This is a genomic window from Streptomyces sp. 1222.5 (assembly GCF_900105245.1).
Lineage (GTDB): Bacteria > Actinomycetota > Actinomycetes > Streptomycetales > Streptomycetaceae > Streptomyces > Streptomyces albidocamelliae.
The window spans coordinates 5,468,866-5,495,864 of the sequence record NZ_FNSZ01000001.1 but is presented as its reverse complement, the minus strand read 5'-3'; the positions used below and the strand labels follow the sequence as shown (position 1 = coordinate 5,495,864).

Below are 26,999 nucleotides of genomic sequence, written 5' to 3'. Positions count from 1 at the left end.
CTTCCCCGACCGGGCCGCACCGACCAGCTGATACTGGATCCGTACGGCCCGGTCCGATGTCTGGAGTCCGGACATGACCAGCACCACCGCAGAGACAGCGATAGCCACCGGCCCGGTCGCCGAGGTCGAGCTGCTGATCGGCGGGATGACCTGCGCCTCCTGCGCCGCCCGGGTGGAGAAGAAGCTCAACCGGATGGACGGCGTGAGCGCCACCGTCAACTACGCCACCGAGAAGGCGAAGGTCACCTACTCCGACGGCGTCCAGGTCGCCGACCTGATCGCCACCGTCGTGAAGACGGGCTACACCGCCGAGGAGCCCCCGCCGCCGGAGCCGGCGCCCGAGGCCGGACCCGGCACCCCCGAGCCCGACCCCGAGCTCGGCACCCTGCGCCACCGCCTGCTCGTCTCCGCGGCACTCGCCGTCCCCGTGGTCCTGCTCGCGATGATCCCCGCGCTCCAGTTCGACGACTGGCAGTGGCTCTCGCTCACCCTCGCGGCACCCGTGGTGGTCTGGGGCGGCGCCCCCTTCCACCGGGCGGCCTGGACCAACCTGCGGCACGGCGCGGCCACCATGGACACCCTCGTCTCCGTCGGCACGCTGGCCGCGTTCGGCTGGTCGCTGTGGGCGCTGTTCCTCGGCGATGCGGGCATGCCGGGCATGCACGACGAGTTCCGCCTCACCGTCTCCCGGACGGACGGCGCCTCCACCGTCTACCTGGAGGTCGCCGCCGGAGTCGTCGCGCTGATCCTGCTGGGCCGCTATCTGGAGGCCCGCTCCAAGCGGCGCGCCGGTGCGGCCCTGAAGGCGCTGATGGAGCTGGGCGCCAAGGACGTGGCGGTGCTGCGGGACGGGCGCGAGGTGCGCGTCCCGGTGGCCTCCCTGGCGGTCGGCGACCGGTTCCTCGTACGACCCGGCGAGAAGGTCGCCACCGACGGCACGGTGGTCGAGGGCGTCTCCGCCGTGGACGCGTCCATGCTGACCGGCGAGTCGGTACCGGTCGACGTCGGCCCCGGCGACCGGGTCACCGGCGCCACCGTCAACGCGGGCGGCCGGCTGGTCGTGGCGGCCACCCGGGTCGGCGCCGACACCCAGCTCGCACGGATGGCGAGGCTGGTGGAGGACGCGCAGAACGGCAAGGCCGAGGTGCAGCGGCTCGCCGACCGGATCTCCGCCGTCTTCGTCCCCGTCGTCATCCTGATCGCGCTCGGCACGTTCGGCGTCTGGCTGGGCTTCACCGGGGACACGGTCGCCGCCTTCACGGCCGCCGTGGCCGTCCTGATCATCGCCTGCCCCTGCGCGCTCGGCCTCGCCACACCGACCGCGCTCATGGTCGGCACCGGCCGGGGCGCCCAGCTCGGCATCCTCATCAAGGGCCCCGAGGTGCTGGAGTCCACGCGCCGCGTCGACACCGTCGTGCTGGACAAGACCGGCACCGTCACCACCGGCCGGATGACCCTACAGGCGGTGTACACCGCCGACGGCGAGGACGAGAAGGAGCTGCTGCGCCTCGCGGGCGCCCTGGAGCACGCCTCCGAGCACCCGGTCGCCCGCGCCGTCGCCGCGGGCGCCGAGGAACGCGCCGGGGCACTGCCGGCGGTCGAGCACTTCGAGAACGTCCCCGGCCGCGGCGTACGCGGGCGGGTGGAGGGCCGCGAGGTGGCCGTCGGGCGCCTGTACGACGACCTGCCGCCGGAGCTGGACCGCGCGGCACGCGAGGCCGAGCGGCAGGGCCGTACGGCCGTCCTGGCCGGTTGGGACGGACGCGCCCGGGGGGTCCTGGCCGTCGCCGACGCGGTCAAGGAGACCAGCGCCGAGGCGGTACGCGAGCTGCGCGCCCTCGGGCTCACGCCGGTGCTGCTCACCGGGGACAACCGGACGGTCGCCGAGGCGGTCGCGAGGACCGTCGGCATCGACGAGGTGATCGCGGAGGTCCTCCCCGAGGACAAGGTGGACGTCGTACGGCGGCTGCAGGGCGAGGGGCGGAGCGTGGCCATGGTCGGCGACGGCGTCAACGACGCGGCCGCGCTCGCCACCGCCGACCTCGGCCTCGCCCTGGGCACGGGCACGGACGCGGCGATCGAGGCGGGCGACCTGACGCTGGTCCGCGGGGACCTGCGGGTGGCGGCGGACGCGATCCGGCTCTCCCGGCGGACCCTCGCCACCATCAAGGGCAACCTCGTGTGGGCCTTCGGCTACAACGTGGCCGCGCTGCCGCTGGCCGCCGCGGGACTGCTGAACCCGATGATCGCGGGGGCCGCGATGGCCTTCTCGTCCGTCTTCGTGGTGACCAACAGTCTGCGACTGCGCCGATTTCACTGAAGTCGGGCGGGGTTACCGGGGGTTCGGGGGTGCGGAAGTAAGAGTCCCCCTGGAGTCCGGCGCGAGCCTCACATAAGCTCTTCACAAGGCTCGCGCATCATCCTTACGCTTGAGTCCCGATCGGCGTACCGGGGCTCTTGCGCACTTAAAGGACATATGCAAGAGACGCAGATCACAGTGATGCGAACGTAACCATCGAAGGGGTTCGAAGGTCTAAGTTGGCGATGTCGGGCCGGCGTCTTGGGGGGCGCCGACCGGCATCTGGGGATGTCTTGGGGGACTTCCTCAGAGATGCGTTGCCGGGGCACGTACACCGGGAAGCTTTGAGCGGCCCTCCCGGGCGTGCGTTGTCCCGGCAGATCGCACCGTGTCACTGGAGTACGGCGGGTTCGCCCGTCGTACTCACCGACAGCGAATTCAGGCGCTGTCCTCTCCGAGCGCCCGGCCGGATCCCGTGGGGGGAATCCGCACCGGGACATGGGAAGGCGCCCTGGTCGTCGGCCCGTGGGGGGACCGGCGTGTCAGGGCGCCTTCTGCTGTCCGGATCCCGGTATCGACAAAGGGCCCGCCGTTTCGGCAGGCCCTTTCCGCGCGGGTGCGCCCGGCGCCCCTGGTCCGCACGAGCCAGGCGGCGCCGAAGCCGGGATTACGACCGGTCAGGGCACCTGAACCGGTGCCCCCACCGGCAGGTGTCAGCGCTCCTCGACCGGGACGAAGTCGCGCTCGACGACGCCCGTGGCCGTGCCCACCCGGGGATACCCCCCGGACCCCCGGCCGTCCGGGCCGCCGAAGGTCCGCACGGACCACGTCGGCCGGCGGCACCGAAGCCGGCAGAGCCACCGGTCAGGACACCGGGACCGGTGCCCCCACCGGCAGGTGTCAGCGCTCCTCGACCGGGACGAAGTCGCGCTCGACGACGCCCGTGTAGATCTGGCGGGGGCGGCCGATGCGGGAGCCCGGCTCCTTGATCATCTCGGTCCACTGGGCGATCCAGCCCGGCAGCCGGCCGAGGGCGAACAGGACCGTGAACATCTCGGTCGGGAAGCCCATGGCCCGGTAGATGAGACCGGTGTAGAAGTCGACGTTCGGGTAGAGGCTGCGCGAGACGAAGTAGTCGTCGGAGAGCGCGTGCTCCTCCAGCTTGAGCGCGATGTCCAGCAGCTCGTCGGACTTGCCGAGGGCGGACAGGACGTCGTGCGCGGCGGCCTTGATGATCTTGGCGCGCGGGTCGAAGTTCTTGTAGACCCGGTGGCCGAAGCCCATCAGGCGGACGCCGTCCTCCTTGTTCTTCACCTTGCGGATGAAGGTGTCGACGTCGCCGCCGGAGGCCTGGATGTCCTCCAGCATCTCCAGCACGGACTGGTTGGCGCCGCCGTGCAGCGGGCCCCACAGGGCGGAGATGCCGGCCGAGATCGACGCGAACATGTTGGCCTGCGAGGAGCCGACGAGGCGGACCGTGGAGGTCGAACAGTTCTGCTCGTGGTCGGCGTGCAGAATGAGCAGCTTGTCCAGCGCGGCCACCACGACCGGGTCCAGCTCGTACTCGTCGGCCGGCACCGAGAAGGTCATGCGCAGGAAGTTCTCGACGTAGCCGAGGTCGTTGCGCGGGTAGACGAACGGGTGACCGATCGACTTCTTGTACGCGTACGCCGCGATCGTCGGAAGCTTGGCGAGCAGGCGGATCGTGGAGAGGTTGCGCTGCTTCTCGTCGAACGGGTTGTGGCTGTCCTGGTAGAAGGTGGACAGCGCCGAGACGACCGAGGACAGCATGGCCATCGGGTGGGCGTCGCGCGGGAAGCCCTTGTAGAAGTTCTTGACGTCCTCGTGCAGCAGGGTGTGCCGCGTGATGTCGTTCTTGAACGTCGTCAGCTCGTCGACGGTCGGCAGCTCACCGTTGATCAGCAGGTACGCCACCTCGAGGAAGGTGGAGCGCTCCGCCAGCTGCTCGATGGGGTAGCCGCGGTAGCGGAGGATGCCTGCCTCGCCGTCGAGGTAGGTGACGCCGGATTTATAGGCGGCCGTGTTGCCGTAACCGCTGTCCAGAGTCACCAGACCGGTCTGGGCGCGGAGCTTCCCGATGTCGAAGCCCTTGTCGCCGACGGTGCTGTCGACCACCGGGTAGGTGTACTCGCCGTCGCCGAACCGCAGTACTACAGAGTTGTCGCTCACGTCTTCCCTCACCGACGTAGTGCCTCATCTTCGAGGTGCCCTGACTGTCTCTACCATCCCCCATTTGGCTCAGGAGAGTGCACTCGGGGTCGACCATTGGGCCTATTGGCGGCACTCAGTGCCGCCAACCTGCTCATCCTGCCCCCTCGGAACGGCATCGGGAAGTGCTCTGTGACCTTCACGACTCGTTTGATCGATCATTTTTTTCGCCGCGGGTCGCCGCCCCTGGTCAGAGGCCGTCAGGAACCGCCGAGCCTGAAGTCCAGTGCCGTGCACCGCCGTCCCGCGGACACCGTGCGCACCGCCTGCCCGATCGCCTTGCGTGAACCGACGAGGACGACGAGTCGCTTCGCCCGCGTCACCGCCGTGTACAGCAGGTTCCGCTGGAGCATCATCCACGCCCCCGTGGTGACGGGAATCACCACCGCGGGATATTCACTTCCCTGCGAGCGGTGGATGGTCACCGCGTACGCGTGTGCCAGTTCGTCCAGTTCGTCGAAATCGTACGGGACCTCCTCGTCCTCGTCCGTCAGCACCGTAAGACGCTGGTCGACCGGATCGAGCGAGGTGACTACGCCCACGGTGCCGTTGAAGACACCGTTCTTCCCTTTCTCGTAATTGTTGCGAATCTGGGTGACCTTGTCGCCGACGCGGAAGACGCGACCGCCGAACCGCTTCTCCGGCAGGTCGGGCCGGCCGGGTGTGACGGCCTGCTGGAGCAGGCCGTTCAGCACTCCCGCACCGGCCGGTCCCCGGTGCATCGGCGCGAGCACCTGCACGTCCCGGCGCGGGTCGAGGCCGAACCGGGCCGGGATCCGCCGTGCGGCCACGTCCACGGTGAGGCGTCCGGCCTCCTCGGTGTCGTCCTCGACGAAGAGGAAGAAGTCCTCGAGCCCGTCGGTGAGCGGATGCTGTCCGGCGTTGATCCGGTGCGCGTTGGTGACGACGCCGGACTGCTGGGCCTGGCGGAAGACGCGGGTGAGCCGGACGGCGGGCAGGGGGCTGCCGTCGGCGAGCAGATCCCGCAGCACCTCCCCCGCGCCGACACTGGGCAGCTGGTCCACGTCCCCGACGAAGAGCAGGTGGGCGCCCGGCGGCACGGCCTTCACGAGCTTGTTGGCCAGCAGCAGATCGAGCATGGAGGCCTCGTCCACGACGACGAGGTCGGCGTCCAGCGGCCGGTCCCGGTCATAGGCGGCGTCGCCGCCGGGCTTCAGCTCCAGCAGGCGGTGCACGGTGGAGGCCTCGGCGCCGGTCAGCTCGGCCAGCCGCTTGGCCGCCCGGCCGGTCGGCGCGGCGAGCAGCACCTTGGCGCGCTTGGCCCGGGCCAGTTCCACGATCGAGCGGACCGTGAAGGACTTGCCGCAGCCGGGCCCGCCGGTCAGCACGGCCACCTTCTCGGTCAGCGCGAGCCGGACGGCGGCCTCCTGCTCGGGGGCGAGGTCCGCGCCGGTGTGGGACTTCAGCCAGCCGAGGGCCTTCGCCCAGTCCACGTCCCGGAAGACCGGTAGCCGGTCCTCCCCGGTGCGCAGAAGGCGCAGAAGCTGGGCGGAGAGGGACAGTTCGGCGCGGTGGAAGGGGACCAGGTACACGGCGGTGACGGGTTCGTCGCCTCCGCCGTCGGGGCCGGGGACGCTCTCCCGTACGACTCCGGGGTCGGCGCCGTCCTCCGGGGCGCGGGCCAGCTCGGCGAGGCACTCGATGACCAGCCCCGTGTCGACCTGGAGCAGCTTCACCGCGTCGGCGATCAGCCGCTCCTCCGGGAGGAAGCAGTGCCCCTGGTCGGCGGACTGCGAGAGGGCGTACTGCAGGCCCGCCTTCACCCGCTCCGGGCTGTCGTGCGGGATGCCTACGGACTGCGCGATCTTGTCGGCGGTGAGGAAGCCGATGCCCCAGACGTCGGCGGCGAGGCGGTACGGGTGGTTCTTCACGATCGAGATCGAGGCGTCGCCGTACTTCTTGTAGATGCGCACGGCGATGGACGTCGAGACCTCCACCGTCTGGAGGAAGAGCATGACCTCCTTGATCGCCTTCTGCTCCTCCCAGGCGTCGGCGATCCTCTTCGTCCGCTTCGGGCCGAGGCCCGGCACCTCGATGAGCCGCCCGGGCTCCTCCTCGATGATCCGGAGGGTGTCCAGCCCGAAGTGCTGGGTGACGCGGTCGGCGAAGACCGGTCCGATGCCCTTGACCAGGCCCGAGCCGAGATACCGGCGGATGCCCTGGACCGTGGCGGGCAGCACGGTCGTGTAGTTCTCCACGTGGAACTGCTTGCCGTACTGCGGGTGCGAGCCCCACCGGCCCTCCATCCGCAGGGACTCCCCCGCCTGCGCACCGAGCAGCGCGCCGACCACCGTGAGGAGGTCTCCGCCGCCCCTGCCGGTGTCGACCCGGGCGACCGTGTAGCCGTTCTCCTCGTTGGCGTACGTGATCCGCTCCAGCACGCCCTCGAGCACGGCGAGCCGCCGCTCGGCCGTCGGGTTCCCCTCCTGGTGAGCCATGGTCCCGACGGTACCGGTGGGGTCCGACAGCGGCGCACTGTTACCGTGCCTGCCCGTGACCGAGGACATCAACAGCACAGACGCCGGGTTGCAGTTCTACGACCGCGTCGAGGCCGCCACCGCCGGTACGCGGTACCGCATGCGCCGCACGGTGCCGGGATTCGACGTGACCGTGGACGTCGAGGACCCGCAGTTCCGGGAGACGCTGACCAGGCACCGAGTCAGCCAGGTGCATACGTACCGGGTGGCGCTGCGCCCACACGAGAGGCGCTACACGCTGACGGACGTCGTGCGCACCGTCGAGTACGGGGCGGGACCGGACGGCGTGCGGCTCGGCAGGACGGTGACCACCGGCCGGAGCATGTACGCCGAGAAGCGCTGGAGCCTGAACGGCACGCTGGAGTACTCCTTCTCCTCCGCCGACGGCCACCGCCTGATCCGGGGCGCGGCCCGGGAACTGGGCTGGCGGGAGATCCGGCCCGCGAGCGTCAAGGTGGCCATCGCCGCGGGCGCGTTCGGCGGCGCCATCGCCCTCGGCACGCTGATAGCCCTGGCCGCGGTGTTCTGGCTCTGAGGCCTCAGCAGCGGGTCCGCGGTGCGTTCTTGAGCCCGTCGAGGAAGACGGTGAACGCCGGGGCGGGGAAGGTGAGGAGGGCGCGGGCGGGGGTTTTCGAGTCACGGACGGCAACGTGAGTGGGGCTGTTCGCGATCTCCACGCACTCGTTGCCGTCGCCCGGGCCCGAGTAGGACGACTTCCGCCAGTTGTCCATGGGGTTCCTCATAGCTCCTTCGTCAACTTGTGGATGAGATCGCGCGACTGTTCGGAATCGAGTGACGCGGCCTCCACATTACGGAAAGTCTTTCGATAGATGTCGAGTTGGGCTTCCGAGTCGATAAAGGCCGATCCGTGCAGCGCGTCGCGGACCACCGTGTCCAGCCTGGGCAAGGGACCGCCCACGTAGGTCATCGTGCTGGAGGCGCTGGCGAAGCCGTCCAGGTCGAAGGGGACGACGCGCAAGGTGATGTGGTCCGCTTCGGAGAGTTCCAGGAGCCGGGCGAGTTGCGCTTTGGACGTCGCGCGGTCGCCGACTCGGATGCGAAGTGCCGCCTCGTGAATCACCGCTTCGTAGGGAATGGTGATCTCCTGGCGTGCCTTGCGGTGCCGGATGCGCAGCTCAAGCTCTTCCGGGGTGAGCGCCGGCATCCTGGACGAGAAGACCGCACGCGCGTAGTCCTCGGTCTGCAACAGACCCGGCACGTACAGGATCGCCACGTGCCGCTGGAACCTGGCGTGGTGCTCCAGTTCGGACAGGTCCAGGAACGAGGTGGGCAGCAGGCCTCGATACTCCTCCCACCAGCCTCGCGTCCGATCAGTGGCCATGACGACGAGGGAGTTGATGAGCTCCTCGTCCGTACAGGCGTAATGAGTGGCCAGGCGGCGCAGTCGCTCTTCGCTCACCCCTGCGATGCCGGACTCGATCTGACTGATGACCGGGGCCGTCACCCCGAGCAGGGCTGCCGCCTCCCGGGAAGTAAGACCTGCTGCATCGCGGAGCCTTCGCAGCTCCACCGCCAGCCGCATCTGCCGCGCTGTGGGCTCGCTCCTCAGTGCCATCCGGCCGACCTCTCAACCTGCCTGCGACGCAACTCGTTCGGGGTCACATTACGGGAGCCGGTTGCCGGGGCTAAATAGTTAGCCCTACTGTCTGTAACGCATCCGATACGCAGCGGAAGTGCACCGCCCTGTCCTGCCATGACGGCCGCGGCAACGCCACCGCTCACGAAACACCCCTGTGCTCAACGGAGTTGATGACGCATGCCCGAGAACGGGTTCTGGGACTACACGCTCTACATCCCCAACGACGTCAGAGCCGTGACCGTCTGCCGGCGCACCCTGCGCCTGATCCTGACCCTGCACGGTCTGATCGGCCTGGTGGACACCGCGGAGCTGCTGGCGACGGAGCTGGTGTCCAACGCGGTACGGCACACCAAGGGGCCGGCGGCGCTACGGGTGCGCCGTACCGCGCAGGGGGTGGTGTGGATCGGGGCGTGGGACACCGACCCAGGACCCCCGCCCGCCCCACGGCCGCTGGGGCAGGTCGTGGAGAGCGAGGACGGTCGGGGGCTCGGGCTGGTGCGGGCCTGTGCGGACCACTGGGGCTGGCAGCCGTCGGCCCGGTTCGGGGACCGGGGCAAGTACGTGTGGTGCGAACTTGTGGCCGCCTAGCTCGTTGATCACGTCGGGTGAGCAAGTCCCCGCAGCGCCGCCCCCTCCGCCTCTTCGGAAGGGGCGGCGCCGCGAAGCGCAGATGTGGAGGGACCTGATGACCGCCGTCCAGTACTTCTGGCGCCACCCACTGGCCGAGAGCAAGGCTTGGAGCAGGGGCTGGAGCAGGGGCACATCCAGACCCGCAGGGAAATGACACTGCGCATCCTCGAACGGCGCGCCATCCCCGCGCCCGACGCCGTCCGCGAACGAGTCGAGACCTGCACCGACCTCGACCAGCTGGATACCTGGGCCCGACGAGCCGTCCACGCCACGGACGCCACGGAACTGTTCACCGAGCAGTGAGCACGTGGGCGTAGGCCGCCCACCCCGGGTCACGATCCGGTTTCGGCCGCTCCTCACCCCCTTGCTTCGCGCCATGTAATCGATTCCAATACCTCCTACAGCTCATGTAATCGTTTCCATGAGGTCCACAAGGAGGTGGAACCGGCGATGGCGAGCATCAAGGACGTCGCCGCCGCGGCCGGCGTGTCCGTGGCCACGGTGTCGCGGGTGCTGAACGCGCATCCGTCCGTCAGTGCCGACGCACGCGCACGCGTGCTGGCCGCCGTCGAGACGCTGGGCTACCGGCCCAACGCCGTCGCCCGGTCGCTGCGGACCGATCAGACGCACACCCTCGGCCTCGTCATCAGCGACGTGATGAACCCGTACTTCACGGAGCTGGCCCGCTCCGTGGAGGAAGAGGCCCGCGCCCTCGGCTACAGCGTGATCATCGGCAACGCCGACGAGCGGCCCGACCTCCAGGACCACCACGTGCGGAACCTGCTGGACCGGCGGATCGACGGGCTGCTCGTCTCCCCCACCGACGGGGGCTCGCCGCTGATGCTGGACGCCGTGCGCGCGGGGACGCCGATGGTGTTCGTGGACCGGTGGATCCCGGGCGTGGACGTACCCGTCGTACGGGCCGACGGGCAGGCTGCCGTACGGGACCTCGTGGCGCACCTGCACGGCCTCGGGCACCGGCGGGTCGCGATCATCGCCGGACCGGCGGCCACCACCACCGGCAGCGAGCGGGTCGAGGCCTTCCGGGCGGCCCTCGCCGAGTACGGCATCCCGCTGCCGGACGCCTACACCGGACAGGGCGACTTCCAGGCCGAGAGCGGGCGGCGGGTGATGGAGGGGTTCCTGGACCTTCCCGAGCCGCCGGAGGCCGTGTTCGCGGCCGACAACCTCATGGCGCTCGGTGCCCTGGACGCGATCCGCGCGCGCGGACTGAGCGTGCCGCGGGACATCGCGCTGGCCGCCTTCGACGACATCCCGTGGTTCGTGCACACCGATCCGCCGGTCACCGCGATCGCCCAGCCCACGGGCGAGCTGGGCCGGGCCGCCGTACGGGCCCTCGTCGACCGCATCGAGGGGCGGACCCCGACGTCCGTCACACTGCCCGCCCGGCTCGTCGTGCGCCGCTCGTGCGGCGAGCCCGCCCCGCCCTTCCCCTCCCCCACGCAGTCCCCCTCCCCAGTGCAAAGGAGCACGTCGTGAGCAACCCGGACGAGTTGCTGCGCATCGAGGGCATCCGCAAGGCCTTCCCCGGCGTGGTCGCGCTCGACAGCGTCGACTTCGACCTGCGCCGGGGCGAGGTGCACGTGCTGCTCGGTGAGAACGGCGCCGGCAAGAGCACGCTCATCAAGATGCTCTCCGGTGCCTACACCCCCGACGCCGGCCGGATCCTGGCCGGTGGCGAAGAGGTACGCATCAACGGTGCGCAGGACTCCGAGCGGCTCGGGATCGCCACCATCTACCAGGAGTTCAACCTGGTGCCCGACCTGACCGTCGCCGAGAACATCTTCCTGGGCCGCCAGCCGCGCCGCTTCGGGATGATCGACCGCAAGCGGATGGAGGCCGACGCCGAGGTGCTCCTCGCGCGCGTGGGCGTCGACGTGTCGCCCCGCGCGCGGGTGCGCGAACTCGGCATCGCCCGGCTCCAGATGGTCGAGATCGCCAAGGCGCTCAGCCTGAACGCGCGCGTGCTCATCATGGACGAGCCGACCGCCGTGCTCACCTCGGAGGAGGTGGAGAAGCTGTTCGCCATCGTGCGCTCGCTGCGCGCGGACGGCGTCGGCATCGTGTTCATCACCCACCACCTGGAGGAGATCGCCGCCCTGGGCGACCGGGTCACCGTGATCCGGGACGGCAGGAGCGTCGGGCAGGTGCCCGCCGACACGGCCGAGGACGAACTGGTCCGGCTGATGGTGGGGCGCTCCATCGAACAGCAGTATCCGCGCGAACGCGCCGAGCGTGGCGCCGCGCTGCTCACCGTCGAGGGACTCACCCGCGACGGTGTCTTCCACGACGTGAGCTTCGAGGTGCGCGCCGGTGAGGTCGTCGGCATCGCCGGGCTCGTCGGTGCGGGCCGTACCGAGGTGGTGCGGGCCGTGTTCGGCGCCGATCCGTACGACGGCGGCGTCGTGAAGGTCTCCGGGAGCCGGCTGCGGCGGCACGACGTGAACGCGGCGATGGCGGCCGGGGTCGGCCTCGTGCCGGAGGACCGCAAGGGACAGGGGCTGGTGCTGGACGCTTCCGTCGAGGAGAACCTCGGGCTGGTGACCATGCGTGCCGCCACCCGGGCCGGGCTGGTCGACCGCAAGGCGCAGCACGGGGCGGCCGAGCGGATCGCTGGCCGGCTCGGCGTCCGGATGGCCGGGCTCGGGCAGCACGTGCGGACCCTGTCCGGCGGCAACCAGCAGAAGGTCGTCATCGGCAAGTGGCTGCTGGCCGACACCAAGGTGCTGATCCTCGACGAGCCGACGCGCGGTATCGACGTCGGCGCGAAGGTCGAGATCTACCAGCTGATCAACGAGCTGACGGCCGCCGGGACCGCCGTGCTGATGATCTCCAGCGACCTGCCGGAGGTGCTCGGCATGAGCGACCGGGTGCTGGTCATGGCCCAGGGCCGGATCGCCGGTGAACTCGCGGCCGACGAGGCCACCCAGGACGCCGTCATGGCGCTCGCCGTCTCCACCCCGACCACCGAGAAGGAGGCCCCCCGTGGCCGCTGACACGCTCAAGAGCACGACGGGCGCGAGCGCCCCGGGCGGCCTGCGGAGGCTGCTGCTCGACAACGGCGCGCTGACCGCGCTGATCGTCCTGGTCATCGCCCTGTCGGCGCTGTCCGGCGACTTCCTGACGACGGACAACCTGCTCAACATCGGTGTCCAGGCCGCCGTGACGGCGATCCTCGCCTTCGGCGTGACGTTCGTGATCGTCTCGGCGGGCATCGACCTGTCGGTGGGTTCGGTGGCCGCGCTGTCGGCGACCGTGCTGGCCTGGAGCGCCACGAACCACGGCGTGCCGGTGTTCCTGGCGCTCGTGCTGGCAGTCGCCACCGGTGTCGCGGCCGGTCTGGTGAACGGGTTCCTCATCGCCTACGGCAAGTTGCCGCCGTTCATCGCGACGCTGGCGATGCTGTCGGTGGCGCGGGGTCTGTCCCTGGTGATCTCCGGGGGCGTGCCCATCCCGTTCCCGGACTCGGTCTCGCACCTCGGGGACACCCTCGGTGACTGGCTGCCGGTACCGGTGCTGGTCATGGTGCTGATGGGCGTGATCGCGGCGGTCGTGCTCGGGCGGACGTACATCGGCCGTTCCATGTACGCGATCGGCGGCAACGAGGAGGCGGCCCGGCTGTCGGGTCTGCGGGTGAAGAAGCAGAAGCTCGCGATCTACGCCCTGTCCGGGGTGTTCGCCGCGGTGGCGGGCGTCGTGCTGGCGTCCCGGCTGTCCTCTGCGCAGCCGCAGGCCGCCGACGGCTACGAGCTGGACGCGATCGCCGCGGTCGTCATCGGCGGTGCCTCGCTCGCGGGCGGCACCGGCAAGGCGTCGGGCACGCTGATCGGCGCGCTGATCCTCGCGGTGCTGCGCAACGGCCTCAACCTGCTGAACGTCTCCGCGTTCTGGCAGCAGGTCGTGATCGGTGTCGTCATCGCCCTGGCCGTACTGCTGGACACCGTGCGCCGCAAGGCCGGGGCGACCCCGGTGGCCGCCGGCACCGGAGGCGGGAACAAGGGCCGGCAGGCGGCGACGTACGCGCTCGCGGCCGTGGTGACGGTGGCGGTCGTGGGCGCGACCTCCCTCCTGCACGGCGGGTCCACCTCGACGACCCCGAAGATGGGTCTGTCGCTGTCGACGCTGAACAACCCGTTCTTCGTGCAGATCCGGACGGGTGCCCAGGCCGAGGCGAAGAAGCTGGGGGTGGACCTGACCGTCACCGACGCCCAGAACGACGCCTCGCAGCAGGCCAACCAGCTGCAGAACTTCACCACGGCCGGCCAGGGCGCGATCATCGTCAACCCGGTGGACTCGGACGCGGCGAGCAACTCGGTGAAGGCCGCGGACAAGGCGCGGATCCCGGTCATCGCGGTCGACCGGGGTGTCAACAAGGCGTCCGTGGATGCCCTGGTGGCCTCGGACAACGTGGCCGGCGGTGAGCTGGCCGCGAAGACACTCGCGGAGAAGCTGGGCGGCAGGGGCCGGATCGTGGTGCTCCAGGGACAGGCGGGCACCTCCGCGGCCCGGGAGCGGGCGGCCGGCTTCGCGCAGGGTCTCAAGGCCTACCCGGGCATCCAGGTGGTGGCCCAGCAGCCCGCCGACTTCGACCGGACCAAGGGCCTCGACGTGATGTCGAACCTGCTCCAGGCCCACCCCGACGTGCAGGGCGTCATCGCCGCCAACGACGAGATGGCGCTCGGCGCGATCAAGGCGCTGGGCTCCAAGGCCGGCCGGTCGGTGCAGGTGGTCGGCTTCGACGGCACCCCGGACGGGCTGAAGGCGGTGCAGGACGGCACGCTGTACGCGTCCGTCGCCCAGCAGCCGACCCAGCTGGGTCGGATCGCCGTGGACAACGCCCTGCGGGCGGTCCAGGGCAAGAAGGTGGAGCCGACGGTGAAGGTGCCGGTGAAGGTGGTCACAAAGGACAACGTGGCCGGCTTCAGCGGCTGACAAGGACGGACGGGCGGGTCGCCGTACCGGGCGGGAGTCCGGTACGGCGGCCCGCCCCGCAGTCATCTCTCAGGGGAGTCAACTGATGTACGACTACGACCTCCTGGTCGTGGGTTCGGCCAACGCCGACCTGGTGATCGGCGTCGAGCGGCGGCCGGCCGCCGGGGAGACGGTGCTCGGCGGCGACCTCGCCGTGCACCCGGGGGGCAAGGGGGCCAACCAGGCGGTCGCCGCCGGCCGGCTGGGGGCGCGCACGGCGCTGCTCGCGCGGGTCGGTGACGACGGTCACGGGCGGCTGCTGCTCGACTCCCTGCGCGCGGCCGGGGTCGACACGGCGGGCGTGCTGGTGGGCGGGGCGCCGACGGGCGTCGCGCTGATCACGGTCGACCCCTCCGGGGACAACAGCATCGTGGTGTCGCCGGGTGCCAACTCCCGTCTCGTGCCCGCGGACGCCCGGGCGGCCGTGCCGCTGCTGCACGCCTCGCGGGTGGTGTCGGCGCAGCTGGAGATCCCGCTGGAGACGGTCGTGGAGGTCGTACGGAATCTGGCTCCCGGCAGCCGTTTCGTGCTGAACCCGTCCCCGCCGCGCCCGTTGCCGGCCGAGGTGCTGGCGGCGTGCGACCCGCTGATCGTCAACGAGCACGAGGCGCGGGTGATCCTGGGCGACGCCTGTGTGAGCGAGGACCCCGAGGACTGGGCGCGGCTGCTGCTGGCCGAGGGCCCGCGCTCGGTGGTGGTCACGCTGGGCGCGGACGGTGCGCTGGTGTGCGACGGCTCGGGGGTGCGGCGGGTGCCGTCGGTGAAGGTGGACGCGGTGGACACGACGGGGGCGGGCGACGCGTTCACGGCCGCGCTCGCCTGGCGGCTCGGGGCGGGTGCCCCGCCGGCCGAGGCGGCGGCCTACGCGGCGCGCGTGGGCGCGGCCGCGGTGACGAGGCGGGGCGCGCAGGAGTCGTACCCGACGGCGGCGGAGGTCGAGCTGTGAAGAGGGCGGGCATCCTCAACCGGCGGCTGTCCGGTGCCCTCGCCGAACTGGGGCACGGGCACGGTGTGCTGGTGTGCGACGCGGGCATGCCGATACCCGACGGCCCGCGGGTGGTGGACCTCGCCTTCATCGCCGGTGTGCCGTCCTTCGCCGAGGTCCTGGACGGTCTGCTGGCCGAGCTGGTGGTGGAGGGCGCCACGGCCGCGGAGGAGGTGCGGGCGGCCAATCCGGCGGCGGCCGCGCTGCTGGAGGACCGTTTCCCGGACCTGGCGCTGGTGCCGCACGAGCGCCTGAAGGAGCTGTCGGTGGGGGCCCGCCTGATCGTCCGCACCGGCGAGGCCCGGCCGTACGCGAACGTCCTGCTGCGCTGCGGGGTGTTCTTCTAGACGTCTCCGGCCGAGGGCATCGGCCGGAGACGTTTCGAGGGGGTGTCCCGGCCCGTCGGCCGGGGACACCCCCTCGTCTTTCCCCACCTCGTCAGAACCCCCGCGAATCCCCCCCGGGTCCCCTCCCGGGGTTCTGACGACAGGTACGACACGCAAGGTGCGGGAAGGGTTGCACGGCTCCTGAAGATTTTTCCGGGTCAGCCGACGACCTGCTGAAGGAACCGTTCCGCCGTCTCCGTGAGCACCTCGTGGCCGTCCCTGGCCCACAGGTCCTCGTTGAAGATTTCGACCTCGATCGGGCCCGTGTAGCCGGCCGCGTCCACGTGGGACTTCCAGGCGCGCAGGTCGATCGCGCCGTCGCCGAGCGGGCCGCGGCCGGTGAGGACGCCCTCGGGGAGGGGGGTGGTCCAGTCGGCGAGCTGGAAGGTGTGGATGCGGCCGGACGCGCCGGCGCGGGCGATCTCGGCGGGGGCCCGGTCGTCCCACCAGACGTGGTACGTGTCCACGGCCACCCCGACCTGGTGCGCGGGGAAGCGTTCGGCGAGGTCCAGGGCCTGGGTGAGGGTGGAGACCACGCAGCGGTCGGACGCGTACATGGGGTGCAGGGGTTCGACGGCGAGGCGGACGCCGTGCTCCTCGGCGTAGGGGGCGAGTTCCGTGAGGGCGTCGGCGACGCGTTCGCGGGCGGCGCGCAGGTCCTTGGCACCGGCCGGGAGGCCGCCGGCGACGAGGACCAGGGTGTCGGTGCCGAGGACGGCCGCCTCGTCGACCGCGCGGCGGTTGTCGGCCAGGGCGGCGGCCCGCGCGGCCGGGTCGACGGCCGTCAGGAAGCCGCCCCGGCACAGGGTCGTCACCCGCAGGCCCGCGTCCCGCACCAGCGCGGCGGTCTCCGCCACGCCGTATGCCCGGACGGGCTCCCGCCACAGGCCCACCCGGCCGATGCCCAGCCGTGCGCAGCCGGCGGCCAGTTCGGGCAGGGACAGCTGCCTGACCGTCATCTGGTTGACGGAGAGGCGCTCCAGTCCGGTGCCGGTCATCGGGTCACCCCGTACAGCGACAGCAGGGTCTTCATGCGCTCCTCGGCGAGTGCCGGGTCCGGGAACAGGCCGAGGCCGTCGGCGAGTTCGTAGGCGCGGGCGAGGTGCGACAGGGAGCGGGCCGACTGGAGGCCGCCGACCATCGTGAAGTGCGACTGGTGGCCCGCGAGCCAGGCCAGGAGGACCACGCCCGTCTTGTAGAAGCGCGTGGGGGGCTGGAAGAGGTGGCGGGAGAGCTCGACCGTCGGGTCCAGCAGAGCCCGGAAGCCCTGGACGTCACCGGTGTCGAGGAGCCGTACCGCCCGCGCGGCCGGCGGGCCCAGCGGGTCGAAGACGCCGAGCAGGGCGTGGCTGAAGCCCTGCTCGTCACCCGCGATCAGCTCGGGGTAGTGGAAGTCGTCGCCGGTGTAGCAGCGCACGCCGAGGGGCAGGCGGCGGCGCAGGCCGACCTCGCGGCCGGCGTCCAGGAGGGAGATCTTGACGCCGTCGACCTTGTCCGGGTGCGCGGCGACGACCTCCAGGAACACCTCCGTGGCCGTGTCGAGGTCGGTGGATCCCCAGTAGCCCTCCAGGGCCGGGTCGAACATCGGGCCCAGCCAGTGCAGGATCACCGGCCCGGCGCACTGGCGCAGGAGGTGGCCGTAGACCTCCAGGTAGTCCTCCGGCCCGGCGGCGCCGGCCGCCAGGGCGCGCGAGGCCATGAGGATCGCCCGGGCGCCGGCCTCCTCCACGACCGCCAGCTGTTCCTCGTAGGCCGCCCGGATCTCCGCGAGGGTGCCCCCGGTGAGCTGGTCGGTGCCGGCCCCGCAGGCGATGCGGCCGCCGACGGCCTTCGCCTCCGCGGCCGACCGGCGGATCAGCTCGGCCGCGCCGTCCCAGTCCAGGCCCATGCCGCGCTGCGCGGTGTCCATCGCCTCGGCGACACCGAGGCCGTGGGACCACAGGTGGCGGCGGAAGGCGAGGGTGGCGTCCCAGTCGACGGCGGCGGGCGAGTCGGGGGACACGTCCGCGTACGGGTCGGCGACGACATGGGCCGCGGCGAGGACCGTGCGGGAGACGAGGGGGGGCACCGGCCGCCGGGGGGAGGGGTTCGGTGCGGGGCCGGTACGTCCTCAGGGTGCCGTCGGCGGCGGGGAGCCGGAGGGTCACAGCACGATCTCCGGCACGTCGACGCGGCGGCCCTCGGCGGAGGACCTCAGGCCCAGCTCGGCGAGCTGCACGCCGCGGGCGCCGGCGAGCAGGTCCCAGTGGTAGGGGGTGCCGGCGTGGACGTGCCGGAGGAACAGCTCCCACTGGGCCTTGAAGCCGTTGTCGAACCCGGCGTTGCCGGGCACCTCCTGCCACTGGTCGCGGAAGACCTCGGTGGCGGGCACGTCCGGGTTCCAGACGGGTCTGGGGGTGGCGCTGCGGTGCTGCGCGCGGCAGTTGCGCAGGCCCGCCACCGCCGAGCCCTCGGTGCCGTCGACCTGGAACTCGACGAGTTCGTCGCGGTGGACGCGGACCGTCCAGGAGGAGTTGATCTGGGCGACGGCGCCGCCGTCGAGTTCGAAGATGCCGTAGGCGGCGTCGTCGGCGGTGGCGTCGTAGGGCCTGCCGTGCTCGTCCCAGCGGTGCGGGATGTGGGTGGTGGCCAGGGCCTGGACGGAGATCACCCGGCCGAACAGCTCGTGGAGCACGTACTCCCAGTGCGGGAACATGTCGACGACGATGCCGCCGCCGTCCTCCGCGCGGTAGTTCCAGGAGGGGCGCTGGGCGGACTGCCAGTCGCCCTCGAAGACCCAGTAGCCGAACTCGCCGCGGACGGAGAGGACACGGCCGAAGAAGCCGCCGTCGACGAGCCGCTTCAGCTTGCGCAGGCCCGGCAGGAAGATCTTGTCCTGGACGACGCCGTGCCTGATGCCCTTCCGCCGGGCGAGGCGGGCGAGTTCGAGGGCGCCGTCGAGACCGGTGGCGGTGGGCTTCTCGGTGTAGACGTGCTTGCCGGCCGTGATCGCCTTCCTGATCGACTCCTCGCGGGCGGAGGTGACCTGGGAGTCGAAGTAGACGTCGACGGTGGGGTCGGCGAGGACGGCGTCGAGGTCGGTGGAGACGTGGGCGAGGCCGTGCCGGGCGGCGATCTCCCGCAGGGCGTGCTCGCGGCGGCCGATCAGGATCGGCTCGGGCCAGAGCACGGTGCCGTCGCCGAGGTCGAGGCCGCCCTGGTCGCGCAGGGCGAGGATGGAGCGGACGAGGTGCTGTCGGTAGCCCATGCGCCCGGTCACGCCGTTCATGGCGATACGCACCGTCTTGCGTGTCACGTCAGTCCCCTTCGTGGGCGCCGGGCGCCCCGTTCAGCAACGGCGTCGTGGTGCGACAGGCGAGCAGCAAGCGCTTTCTACCTGGTCCGAAGCTAGCCTCGAACCGGGGTGTGTACAAGACCGTGTCCTCTTCGAGTTGTTCGAGGGGGCGAACAACCGGGGCGCATGGACTTAGTGTTCGCTCGACAGTCCCTCGGAACCAGGACCGGGACCTGGCTGTCTACGAGGGCGTACGACTTGATGCGCGACCGGAGGACGAAAGATGACGGTGACCCTGGCGGACGTGGCGGCCCGCGCGCAGGTCTCCCCCGCGACGGTTTCGCGCGTGCTCAACGGCAACTACCCGGTGGCCGCCTCCACGCGCGAGCGGGTGCTGCGCGCCGTGGACGAACTGGACTACGTCCTCAACGGTCCGGCCAGCGCGCTCGCCGCCGCCACCTCCGACCTGGTCGGCATCCTCGTGAACGACATCGCCGACCCCTTCTTCGGGATCATGGCGAGCGCGATCCAGGCCGAGATCGGCGGGCCGGGCGGGCGGGCGGGCGGTGAGCGGCTGGCGGTGGTCTGCAACACCGGCGGATCACCGGAGCGCGAGCTGACCTACCTCACCCTTCTCCAGCGGCAGCGGGCCGCGGCCGTGGTGCTGACCGGCGGGGCCGTCGAGGACGCGCCGCACGCGGCGGCGGTCGGGGCGAAGCTGCGCAAGCTGACGGAGGCGGGGACGCGGGTGGTGCTGTGCGGACGGCCGCCGGCGCCGGACACCGGGGCCGTGGCGCTCACCTTCGACAACCGCGGGGGCGCTCGCGCGCTGACGGACCATCTCATCGGCCTCGGCCACCGCCGCCTCGGCTACATCGCCGGTCCCGGGGAACGTACGACGACCCGGCACCGCCTGGAGGGGCACCGTGCGGCGCTGGCCGCGGCGGGCATCGAGGAGGACCCGCGCTGGACGGTCCACGGCCGCTACGACCGCCGGTCCGGGCACGAGGCCACGCTGGAGCTGCTGCGCCGTGATCCGGCCCTGACGGCGGTCGTGGCCGCGAACGACTCCGTCGCGCTGGGCGCGTGCGCGGCGCTGCGCGAGTCCGGCCTGCGCGTCCCCGAGGACGTGTCGGTGGCCGGCTTCGACGACCTGCCGTTCAGCATCGACGCGGTGCCCTCCCTCACGACGGTCCGCCTGCCGCTGGCCGAGGCGGGGGCACGGGCCGGCCGCATAGCCATGGGCCGCGAGGAGCCTCCGCTGGGGGGCGTCGCGTCGGTACGGGGGGAGCTGATGGTGCGGGGCTCCTCCGGAGTGCCGCGGGGGTAGTTGCGGGCCGATTGCCGGGTGCGGGTCCGTCGTGGCTGGTCGCGCAGTTCCCCGCGCCCCTGAGGTGGGTCGGGTCGGCGTTGGCCGGGTGGTGCGGGCAGTCCGGTGCGGGCGGTGTGCTGCGTGCGGGTCCGTCGTGGCTGGTCGCGCAGTTCCCCGCGCCCCTGGCCCGCGCACGTCGCCCGTCGCCCCTCGCCCCGCGCCCCTGGCCCGCGCACGTCGCCCGTCGCCCGTCGCCCCTCGCCCCTCGCCCCTCGCCCCTCGCCCCTCGCCCCTCGCCCCTCGCCCCTCGCCCCTCGCCCCTCGCCCCTCGCCCCTCGCCCCTCGCCCCTCGCCCCTCGCCCCTCGCCCCTCGCCCCTCGCCCCTCGCCCCTCGCCCCTCGCCCCTCGCCCCTCGCCCCTACCGGAGCATGCGGGGTGGTTGGAGGTGCGCGGCGTCCGGACAGTACGCCGTGGACGTGGGTCGGGTGGAGGGCTACGGTGGGATCTCTGACTGGGTCAAGTATCCGGGGGGTGAGTATGTCCGTCCAGGACGTGCGGGCGTTCAACCGGTTCTACACGGGCGTCATCGGCGCTCTCGACTACGGCCGTCACCTGTACGCGCCGTACACCCTCACCGAGGCCCGGGTGCTGTACGAGCTCGCGCACGCCGCGCAGCTGGACGCGGCCGATCTGCGGACGCGGCTCGGGCTGGACGCCGGCTATCTGAGCCGGATCCTGAACAGGTTCGAGGACGCCGGGCTGATCGAACGCGGGCCCTCGGACAGCGATCCCCGTCGGCGCCGGGTGCGACTCACCGACCCGGGACGGGAGGCCGCCGGGCTGCTGGACGAGCGGGCCCGCGACTCGGTCGGGACGCTGCTCGGCACCGTGGCCCCGCAGGACCGGACACGGCTGGCCGAAGCCATGCGGACCATTCGGGGCATCCTCGGGGACGATCCCGCCCCCGGGCCCGGCGAGGTCGTGCTGCGCGAGCCCGGCCCCGGTGACCTCGGCTGGATCGTGCAGCGCAACGCCGCCCTGTACGCGGCCGAGTACGGCTGGAACTCCGCCTACGAGGGCCTCGTCGCCCGGATCGTCGCCGACTTCGCGCAGGACCACGACCCGCACCGGGAGCGGGTGTGGATCGCCGAGCTGGACGGCCGCCCGGCGGGATGCGTGATGTGCGTACGGGACGACGTGCCGGGCACCGCGCGGCTGCGGCTGCTGCTCGTCGAGCCCGAGGCGCGCGGGCACGGCATCGGCGACCGGCTGGTGCGGGCCGTCATCGGCTTCGCCCGCGAGGCCGGCTACCGGGACCTGGTGCTGTGGACCAACGACGTGCTCGGCAGCGCCCGCCGCATCTACCAGCGGCACGGCTTCACCCTCCTCGCCGAGAAACCGCACCACTCCTTCGGCCAGGATCTCCTCGGCCAGGACTGGCGCCTGGAATTGCATGGACCCGGCGATTGAGGGGTACTTTCCGTGCCCATGAAGCTGGCGTTCTCCACACTCGGTGTCCCCGGCCTGCCCGTTCCTGAGGTGCTGGCCCTCGCGACCGCCCACGGCTACCACGGCGTGGAACTACGCGCCCACCCCGAGGAACCGGTGCACCCCGGTCTCTCCCCCGCCGACCGTGACCGCACCGCGGCCCTGTTCAAGGACGCCGGGGTCGAGGTACTGGGCGTCGCCGGGTACACGCGCGTGGCCGCGCCCGGCGACGACGCCCCGGTGCTGGAGGAGATCCGCGGACTCCTCGGACTCGCCCACGACCTGGGCGCGCCGTTCGTCCGTGTCTTCCCCGGCGCCGACCCTGCCCTGCCGCCGGAGGAGTCCGACGCCGTCGCCGCCCGGCGGCTCGGCACCGCCGCCGAGGACGCCGCCGCGCTCGGCGTCCGCATCCTGCTGGAGACCCACGACTCGCACCGCACCGGCGCCGACGCGATCCGCATCCTCGGACCGGTCGGCCACCGGCAGGTCGGCGCGCTGTGGGACGTGATGCACCCCTGGCTGGGCGGCGAACAGCCTGCGCAGACCTACGCCTCCCTCAGCCCGCATCTGGGATACGTGCAGGTGAAGGACATCGCCTCGGCCGAGGACACCGCCCCGCTGCCGCTCGGCGCGGGCGTGCTGCCGCTCACCGAGTGCGTCGACGTCCTGTGCCGGCACGGCTGGGACGGCTGGCTGTGCTGGGAGTACGAGAAGCGGTGGTACGAGACGGCCGCCCCGCTCCCGGAGCTGCTGGGCCCGGGCCGCGACCACCTCGTACGGCTGCTGGGCGAGGCGGCGTAGCGCCCGCCGGGGAAGGGCCGCGCCCCCGCTCCGAAGCCGGGGCGCGGCGCCCTTCTCCGCTCATGAGCCTCGCCCGCTCGCTCATCGACGTACGGCCGCTGCGCACCTCACCCGTCTTCCGGCGCCTGCTCGCCCGCTGGACCCCGGGCGCCACCGCCCTGATCACCGGCGGCCTGCTGTGCGTGCCGGCGGTGGCGTCAGTCGCCGCGACGGCACCGGAGTTGCGGGCGGGGAGAGTCCCCACGCCCGGCCCGGCGAAGGCGTGAGATCCGAACACCCGCGCACGGGCGGTCACTTCGGCGGCCCGGCGTCGGGCTGCTCCTCCCCGGTCGGGAACCCGGCCGCGGGGCGCGCCGTCCAACGGGCAGGCTGCCGGACGAGTCTCCGTGCCGTGGTGCCGGCCCCTCGCGGCTGGACGCGAGCCGGCTCACCCTTCCGCCGCGGCACGGCCGGCGGTCCGCCGTCACCGGCGCGCCCCCCTCCCATGCGCCGGTGGCGGCCCCGTCCGCCGGTACTGTGCATTGTCTTGACGGAAAGAAACTTCCCGGATATTGCTGATTCCTCGGAAGTTTCCTTCAGCGGTTCTCCTCCGGAAGGAGCGCACGTGCCCGACACCAGCACGGGAAGCACCGCACGGCCGTCCAGACGCGCCGTCCTCGCCGCGACCGCGGGTCTCACCGCCGCGCTGACCGTACCGACGACCGCCCGCGCCGCCACCCCTGACGAACACCGCCTGCGTGCCCTCATCTCCCGGATGACACTGGAGGAGAAGGTCGGCCAGCTCTTCGTCATGCGGGTCTACGGCCACTCCGCCACCGCCCCCGACCAGGTGGACATCGACGCCAACCTCAGCGAGATCGGCGTCCGCACCGCCGCCGAGCTGATCGCGAAGTACCGCGTCGGCGGGATCATCTACTTCACCTGGGCGCACAACACCCGGGACCCGCACCAGATCACGGACCTGTCCAACGGCATCCAGCGGGCGTCCCTGGACCAGCCGCGCGGGCTGCCCCTGCTCGTCGCCACCGACCAGGAGCACGGCGCCGTATGCCGGGTCGGCAAACCCGCGACCCTCTTCCCGGGCGCCATGGCGATCGGCGCGGGCGGCTCCCGCTCCGACGCCCGCACCCTCGGCCGGATCTCCGGCACCGAGCTGCGCGCCATGGGCATCAACCAGGACTACTCCCCCGACGCCGACGTGAACGTCAACCCGGCCAACCCGGTCATCGGCGTACGGTCCTTCGGCGCCGACCCGGAGGCGGTGGCCGGGATGGTGGCCGCCGAGGTGAAGGGCTATCAGGCGGCGCGGGTCGCGGCGACCGCCAAGCACTTCCCCGGCCACGGGGACACCGCCGTCGACAGCCACTACGGCTTCCCGGTCATCACGCACAGCCGGGAGCTGTGGGAGAAGCTGGACGCGGTGCCGTTCCGGGCGGCCGTCCGTGCGGGCATCGACTCCGTCATGACCGCGCACATCCAGTTCCCGGCCCTGGACGACTCCGGCGACCCGGCCACCCTGTCCCACCCGATCCTCACCGGCATCCTGCGTGGCGAACTCGGCTACGACGGGGTCGTGATCACCGACTCCCTCGGCATGGAGGGCGTCCGCAGCAAGTACGGCGACGACCGGGTGCCGGTGCTGGCGCTCAAGGCCGGCGTGGACCAGCTGCTCAACCCGCCGTCCATCGACGTGGCCTGGCACGCGGTGCTCAAGGCGGTCCAGGACGGCGAGCTGACCGAGGCCCGCCTCGACGAATCGATCCTGCGCATCCTGCGCCTCAAGGCGCGGCTGGGACTCTTCACCGACCCCTACGCCGACCGCGCGGGGGTGGACCGCGCGGTGGGCATCCCGTCCCATCTGGCCGCCGCCGACCGGATCGCCGAACGGACCACGACCCTGCTGGTCAACGAGGGCGGTCTGCTCCCGCTCAGCCGCCGCACCGAGCCCCGCGTCCTGGTCGTCGGCGCCGATCCGGCCTCCCCGTCGGGCACCACCGGGCCGCCCACCGGCGTGCTCGCCGCCGCCCTCACCGAGCTGGGCTTCACCGCCACGGCCCTGTCCACCGGCACCACCCCCTCGGCCGCGACCATCACCAAGGCGGTCGCCGCGGCACAGGACGCGGACGCGGTCGTCGTGGCCACCTACAACGTGACGGCGGGCAGTGCGCAGCGGACCCTGGTGGACCGGTTGCTGGCCACGGGCAGGCCGGTGGTCGCGGTGGCCGTCCGCAACCCCTACGACGTGGCCCAACTGCCCTCGGTGAAGGCCTGCCTGGCGGCCTACTGCTGGACCGACGTGGAGGTGCGGGCCGCCGCACGGGTGATCGCCGGACGCGTGTCCCCGCGCGGCAGGCTGCCGGTGCCGGTGCAGCGGGCGGACGATCCGGCGCGGGTGCTGTACCCCATCGGGCACGGGCTGTCGTACTAGCCGCCCGTCACGCGTCGGGCGCCCCGCCCCCGGCGGGGCGCCCGGGACCGTGAACGCGACGGGCGGCCACGACGGCGGTGGCCGGTGGCGCCGTGCCGGGCCGTCGTGGCCGCCCGTCAGGTGTCAGGGCCGCAGCGCCGGTTCGCGCTCCACGTCCCGGACGTCGAGCTTCGCGTCGTGGCGGGCCAGCGGCCTGGCCGCCGACGGGTTCGCCAGGACCGCCGGGGAGGCCACGCCCGCCCACCGCAGGATCCGCGCGGTGGCCAGGGACTTCTGGTCGGGGACCAGACCCGCCACGTTCGCGCCGTGGTTCATGCCGGGCGCGGTGAAGACGTACGAGTCACGCGCCCCGTCGCCCAGCCGGAACCGCTCCGAACCCCAGGGGTCGTTCTGGCCGTAGACGAAGAGCATGTGCGAGGCGTGGTGGCGGACCCAGGTGTCCACGTCCCGCATCGCCCGCGGCTGGAAGCGCATCGGGATGGACCGGGGCACGAAGTTGCGCGGCGGCTGGTAGCCGTAGCGGATCAGCTTCCGCTCGATGTACGGGAAGTGGATCGTCGGCGCGCCCAGCTGGGTGCCCGCCTGGTAGTAGTACGGCGTGTACTGCTCCAGGCCCTGGTCGGTGTAGGCGGAGAAACCGGAGATGGTGTCGACCGAGTTCCAGATCTCGTCGTCGGTCGCGGTGGCCGCGTGCGCCGGGACGGTGTCGCAGTCCGCCAGCAGGCTGTACTGCCAGAAGCCCCACACGTAGTCGAGGACGACCGCCTCGTACGCCTTGTCCAGGCTGCCGATGGTGCCGAACGTGTAGCCGTTGTCGGCGGCGTACTGCGCGTACTTCTTCTCCAGCGGCTCGCGGCGCACCAGCGCCTCCCGCTGCACGGCGTTCAGCCGGTCCCGGCACTCCTTGGTGCCGACCCGGGTGAAGAAGCGGTCGTAGGCCGAGTCCTCCTTGTTCACGACGTCGTTGGGGGCCACGTAGGCCACCACACCGTCCATGTCGCGGGGGTAGAAGCGCTCGTAGTACGTGGCCGTCATGCCGCCCTTGGAGCCGCCCGTGGCCAGCCAGTTGGCGGGGTAGACCGACTTGAGGGCCGTGAAGACGCGGTGCTGGTCGCTCGCGGCCTGCCAGATGTCGAGCTTGGACCAGTCGGCCGGTGCGGGGCGGGACGGGGTGAAGAACCGGTATTCCAGGGAGACCTGGTTGCCGTCCACGATCTGGGTGGGCTCGCGGCGCGAGGGCGTCGTGGAGACGTTGTAGCCGCCGGTGTAGAAGACCGTCGGGCGGCTGGTGTCCTTGTGCAGCACGGTGATGCGCTGCTGGAAGGTCCCCCGCTCCGGGTGGCGGTGGTCGATCGGCTGGGTGTAGTTCAGGACGAAGTAGCGGTAGCCGGGGTACGGCTTCTCCTGGATCAGGCTCATGCCCGGTATGGACAGCAGCCGGTCCTTGATGTCGGAGGGCTCGGACTGGGCGGCGGTGGCCGCGCCCGCCGTGCTCAGCGTGCCTATGAACACGGTGAGCGCCAGCAGCCATCTGAGCACCTTGCGCATGCGCACTCTCCCCTGTGAGACAGATGTGCGCCGGAAGCTATCCCAGCAACTGCCGTCACACCAGGGGGGATTGAGTGTTCTTCAGGATCTGGTCAAGTGGGTCAGCACAGGATCCAGCCGGAGCTGACCGCGTAGTGGTCCACCACGCCCTTGATCCACACGCAGCGGTGCCCGGCGTGCACGGTGACCGGGCCCGCGTGGTGCTTGTAGCGGCCCCGGTCCACGACGGGCCGGTTGCCGCGGGCCTGCACGCTGACCGACATGGTGCGGGTGGCCCCGGGGTGCCGGGCGACCGTGACGGCGCAGACGTAGCCGCCGCGCTTGTAGACGTGGGTGACACCGGTGCGGAACGGCAGGGTGCGCACCTCGCGGCCCGCGCAGCCGCCGGCCGTGGCGGCCTGCGCGGTGCCCGTCGCCGTGAGCCCGAGCAGTCCGGACGCGGCAAGCACGGCCGCCCCGAGCGCCAGTCTCCGGCGTATCGCACCCATGTCCATGTCGACCTCCCCGAACACCTGTCCCGCGTTCCCCG

The 26,999-nt window shown here is 71.9% G+C and carries 22 protein-coding genes and 1 pseudogene; 14 read left to right on the top strand and 9 right to left on the bottom strand.

Annotation, left to right across the window (positions count from 1 at the left end; all coding sequences use genetic code 11):
• The first annotated feature begins 73 nt into the window (after positions 1-73).
• Positions 74-2,320: a heavy metal translocating P-type ATPase gene (locus tag BLW57_RS24805; RefSeq protein ID WP_093477509.1), complete on the top strand. Its 2,247-nt coding sequence runs from the start codon at positions 74-76 to the stop codon at positions 2,318-2,320.
• A gap of 879 nt (positions 2,321-3,199) precedes the next feature.
• Here BLW57_RS24805 and BLW57_RS24800 read toward each other — a convergent pair.
• Positions 3,200-4,489, bottom strand: a complete 1,290-nt coding sequence (locus tag BLW57_RS24800; RefSeq protein WP_093477508.1) for a citrate synthase — start codon at positions 4,487-4,489, stop codon at positions 3,200-3,202.
• A 239-nt stretch (positions 4,490-4,728) separates the two neighbouring features.
• Entirely contained in the window at positions 4,729-6,987 is a 2,259-nt protein-coding gene (locus tag BLW57_RS24795) for an SF1B family DNA helicase RecD2 (protein WP_176985707.1), read from the bottom strand.
• 55 nt (positions 6,988-7,042) lie between these two features.
• Between BLW57_RS24795 and BLW57_RS24790 the strand changes: the two genes are divergently transcribed.
• The gene (locus BLW57_RS24790; RefSeq protein ID WP_143050206.1) at positions 7,043-7,561 is read left to right on the top strand and encodes a hypothetical protein; all 519 of its coding nucleotides are present in this window, start codon (positions 7,043-7,045) and stop codon (positions 7,559-7,561) included.
• A 4-nt stretch (positions 7,562-7,565) separates the two neighbouring features.
• On the opposite strand, the gene BLW57_RS24785 is transcribed toward BLW57_RS24790, so the two are convergent.
• Entirely contained in the window at positions 7,566-7,757 is a 192-nt protein-coding gene (locus BLW57_RS24785) for a DUF397 domain-containing protein (RefSeq protein ID WP_093477506.1), read from the bottom strand.
• A gap of 8 nt (positions 7,758-7,765) precedes the next feature.
• Complete coding sequence (locus tag BLW57_RS24780; protein WP_093477502.1) at positions 7,766-8,602, bottom strand: helix-turn-helix domain-containing protein; 837 nt, start codon at positions 8,600-8,602, stop codon at positions 7,766-7,768.
• A gap of 201 nt (positions 8,603-8,803) precedes the next feature.
• Here BLW57_RS24780 and BLW57_RS24775 point away from each other — a divergent pair, with 201 nt between their 5' ends.
• The 7 genes from BLW57_RS24775 to rbsD all read left to right on the top strand — a co-directional run bounded on the left by BLW57_RS24775 (position 8,804) and on the right by rbsD (position 15,580).
• The gene (locus BLW57_RS24775) at positions 8,804-9,214 is read left to right on the top strand and encodes an ATP-binding protein (RefSeq protein WP_093477501.1); all 411 of its coding nucleotides are present in this window, start codon (positions 8,804-8,806) and stop codon (positions 9,212-9,214) included.
• 192 nt (positions 9,215-9,406) lie between these two features.
• Positions 9,407-9,559: a hypothetical protein gene (locus BLW57_RS42495; RefSeq protein ID WP_256339575.1), complete on the top strand. Its 153-nt coding sequence runs from the start codon at positions 9,407-9,409 to the stop codon at positions 9,557-9,559.
• A gap of 147 nt (positions 9,560-9,706) precedes the next feature.
• Entirely contained in the window at positions 9,707-10,756 is a 1,050-nt protein-coding gene (locus tag BLW57_RS24765; protein ID WP_093477500.1) for a LacI family DNA-binding transcriptional regulator, read from the top strand.
• Positions 10,753-12,273 carry a sugar ABC transporter ATP-binding protein gene (locus BLW57_RS24760; protein ID WP_093477499.1) on the top strand — a complete coding sequence of 507 codons (1,521 nt, stop codon included), beginning with the start codon at positions 10,753-10,755 and terminating at the stop codon, positions 12,271-12,273. The genes BLW57_RS24765 and BLW57_RS24760 overlap by 4 nt, the downstream gene beginning before the upstream one ends.
• A complete protein-coding gene (locus BLW57_RS24755; RefSeq protein WP_093477497.1) occupies positions 12,263-14,209 on the top strand; it encodes an ABC transporter permease/substrate-binding protein in 1,947 nt (648 codons plus the stop codon). Before BLW57_RS24760 ends, BLW57_RS24755 begins: the two co-directional genes overlap by 11 nt.
• Positions 14,210-14,294: 85 nt before the next feature.
• On the top strand, positions 14,295-15,194 hold the full coding sequence (locus BLW57_RS24750; RefSeq protein WP_093477495.1) for a ribokinase: 900 nt from the start codon (positions 14,295-14,297) through the stop codon (positions 15,192-15,194).
• On the top strand, positions 15,191-15,580 hold the full coding sequence (rbsD, locus tag BLW57_RS24745) for a D-ribose pyranase (RefSeq protein ID WP_093477494.1): 390 nt from the start codon (positions 15,191-15,193) through the stop codon (positions 15,578-15,580). Before BLW57_RS24750 ends, rbsD begins: the two co-directional genes overlap by 4 nt.
• 197 nt (positions 15,581-15,777) lie before the next feature.
• Here the strand turns inward: rbsD and BLW57_RS24740 are convergent, their stop codons facing one another.
• The 3 genes and pseudogenes from BLW57_RS24740 to BLW57_RS24730 all read right to left on the bottom strand — a co-directional run bounded on the left by BLW57_RS24740 (position 15,778) and on the right by BLW57_RS24730 (position 18,914).
• The gene (locus BLW57_RS24740) at positions 15,778-16,617 is read right to left on the bottom strand and encodes a sugar phosphate isomerase/epimerase family protein (protein WP_093477492.1); all 840 of its coding nucleotides are present in this window, start codon (positions 16,615-16,617) and stop codon (positions 15,778-15,780) included.
• A pseudogene (locus tag BLW57_RS24735) lies at positions 16,614-17,766 on the bottom strand (dihydrodipicolinate synthase family protein). Before BLW57_RS24735 ends, BLW57_RS24740 begins: the two are co-directional and overlap by 4 nt.
• On the bottom strand, positions 17,763-18,914 hold the full coding sequence (locus tag BLW57_RS24730; RefSeq protein WP_093477491.1) for a Gfo/Idh/MocA family protein: 1,152 nt from the start codon (positions 18,912-18,914) through the stop codon (positions 17,763-17,765). Before BLW57_RS24730 ends, BLW57_RS24735 begins: the two are co-directional and overlap by 4 nt.
• Before the next feature lie 262 nt (positions 18,915-19,176).
• Between BLW57_RS24730 and BLW57_RS24725 the strand changes: the two genes are divergently transcribed.
• The 5 genes from BLW57_RS24725 to BLW57_RS24705 all read left to right on the top strand — a co-directional run bounded on the left by BLW57_RS24725 (position 19,177) and on the right by BLW57_RS24705 (position 24,922).
• A complete protein-coding gene (locus tag BLW57_RS24725) occupies positions 19,177-20,223 on the top strand; it encodes a LacI family DNA-binding transcriptional regulator (RefSeq protein WP_093477490.1) in 1,047 nt (348 codons plus the stop codon).
• 519 nt (positions 20,224-20,742) lie between these two features.
• Positions 20,743-21,675 carry a bifunctional helix-turn-helix transcriptional regulator/GNAT family N-acetyltransferase gene (locus BLW57_RS24720; protein ID WP_093477489.1) on the top strand — a complete coding sequence of 311 codons (933 nt, stop codon included), beginning with the start codon at positions 20,743-20,745 and terminating at the stop codon, positions 21,673-21,675.
• A gap of 18 nt (positions 21,676-21,693) precedes the next feature.
• Entirely contained in the window at positions 21,694-22,494 is an 801-nt protein-coding gene (locus tag BLW57_RS24715) for a sugar phosphate isomerase/epimerase family protein (protein ID WP_093477487.1), read from the top strand.
• A 62-nt stretch (positions 22,495-22,556) separates the two neighbouring features.
• Complete coding sequence (locus BLW57_RS24710; RefSeq protein ID WP_093477481.1) at positions 22,557-22,760, top strand: hypothetical protein; 204 nt, start codon at positions 22,557-22,559, stop codon at positions 22,758-22,760.
• 218 nt (positions 22,761-22,978) lie between these two features.
• The gene (locus BLW57_RS24705; RefSeq protein ID WP_093477480.1) at positions 22,979-24,922 is read left to right on the top strand and encodes a glycoside hydrolase family 3 protein; all 1,944 of its coding nucleotides are present in this window, start codon (positions 22,979-22,981) and stop codon (positions 24,920-24,922) included.
• 123 nt (positions 24,923-25,045) lie between these two features.
• Here the strand turns inward: BLW57_RS24705 and BLW57_RS24700 are convergent, their stop codons facing one another.
• Positions 25,046-26,470, bottom strand: coding sequence for a S28 family serine protease (locus tag BLW57_RS24700; RefSeq protein ID WP_093477479.1), 1,425 nt, complete (start codon positions 26,468-26,470; stop codon positions 25,046-25,048).
• Between the two features lie 101 nt (positions 26,471-26,571).
• Positions 26,572-26,964 carry a hypothetical protein gene (locus BLW57_RS24695; protein WP_093480863.1) on the bottom strand — a complete coding sequence of 131 codons (393 nt, stop codon included), beginning with the start codon at positions 26,962-26,964 and terminating at the stop codon, positions 26,572-26,574.
• Positions 26,965-26,999: the final 35 nt, after the last annotated feature.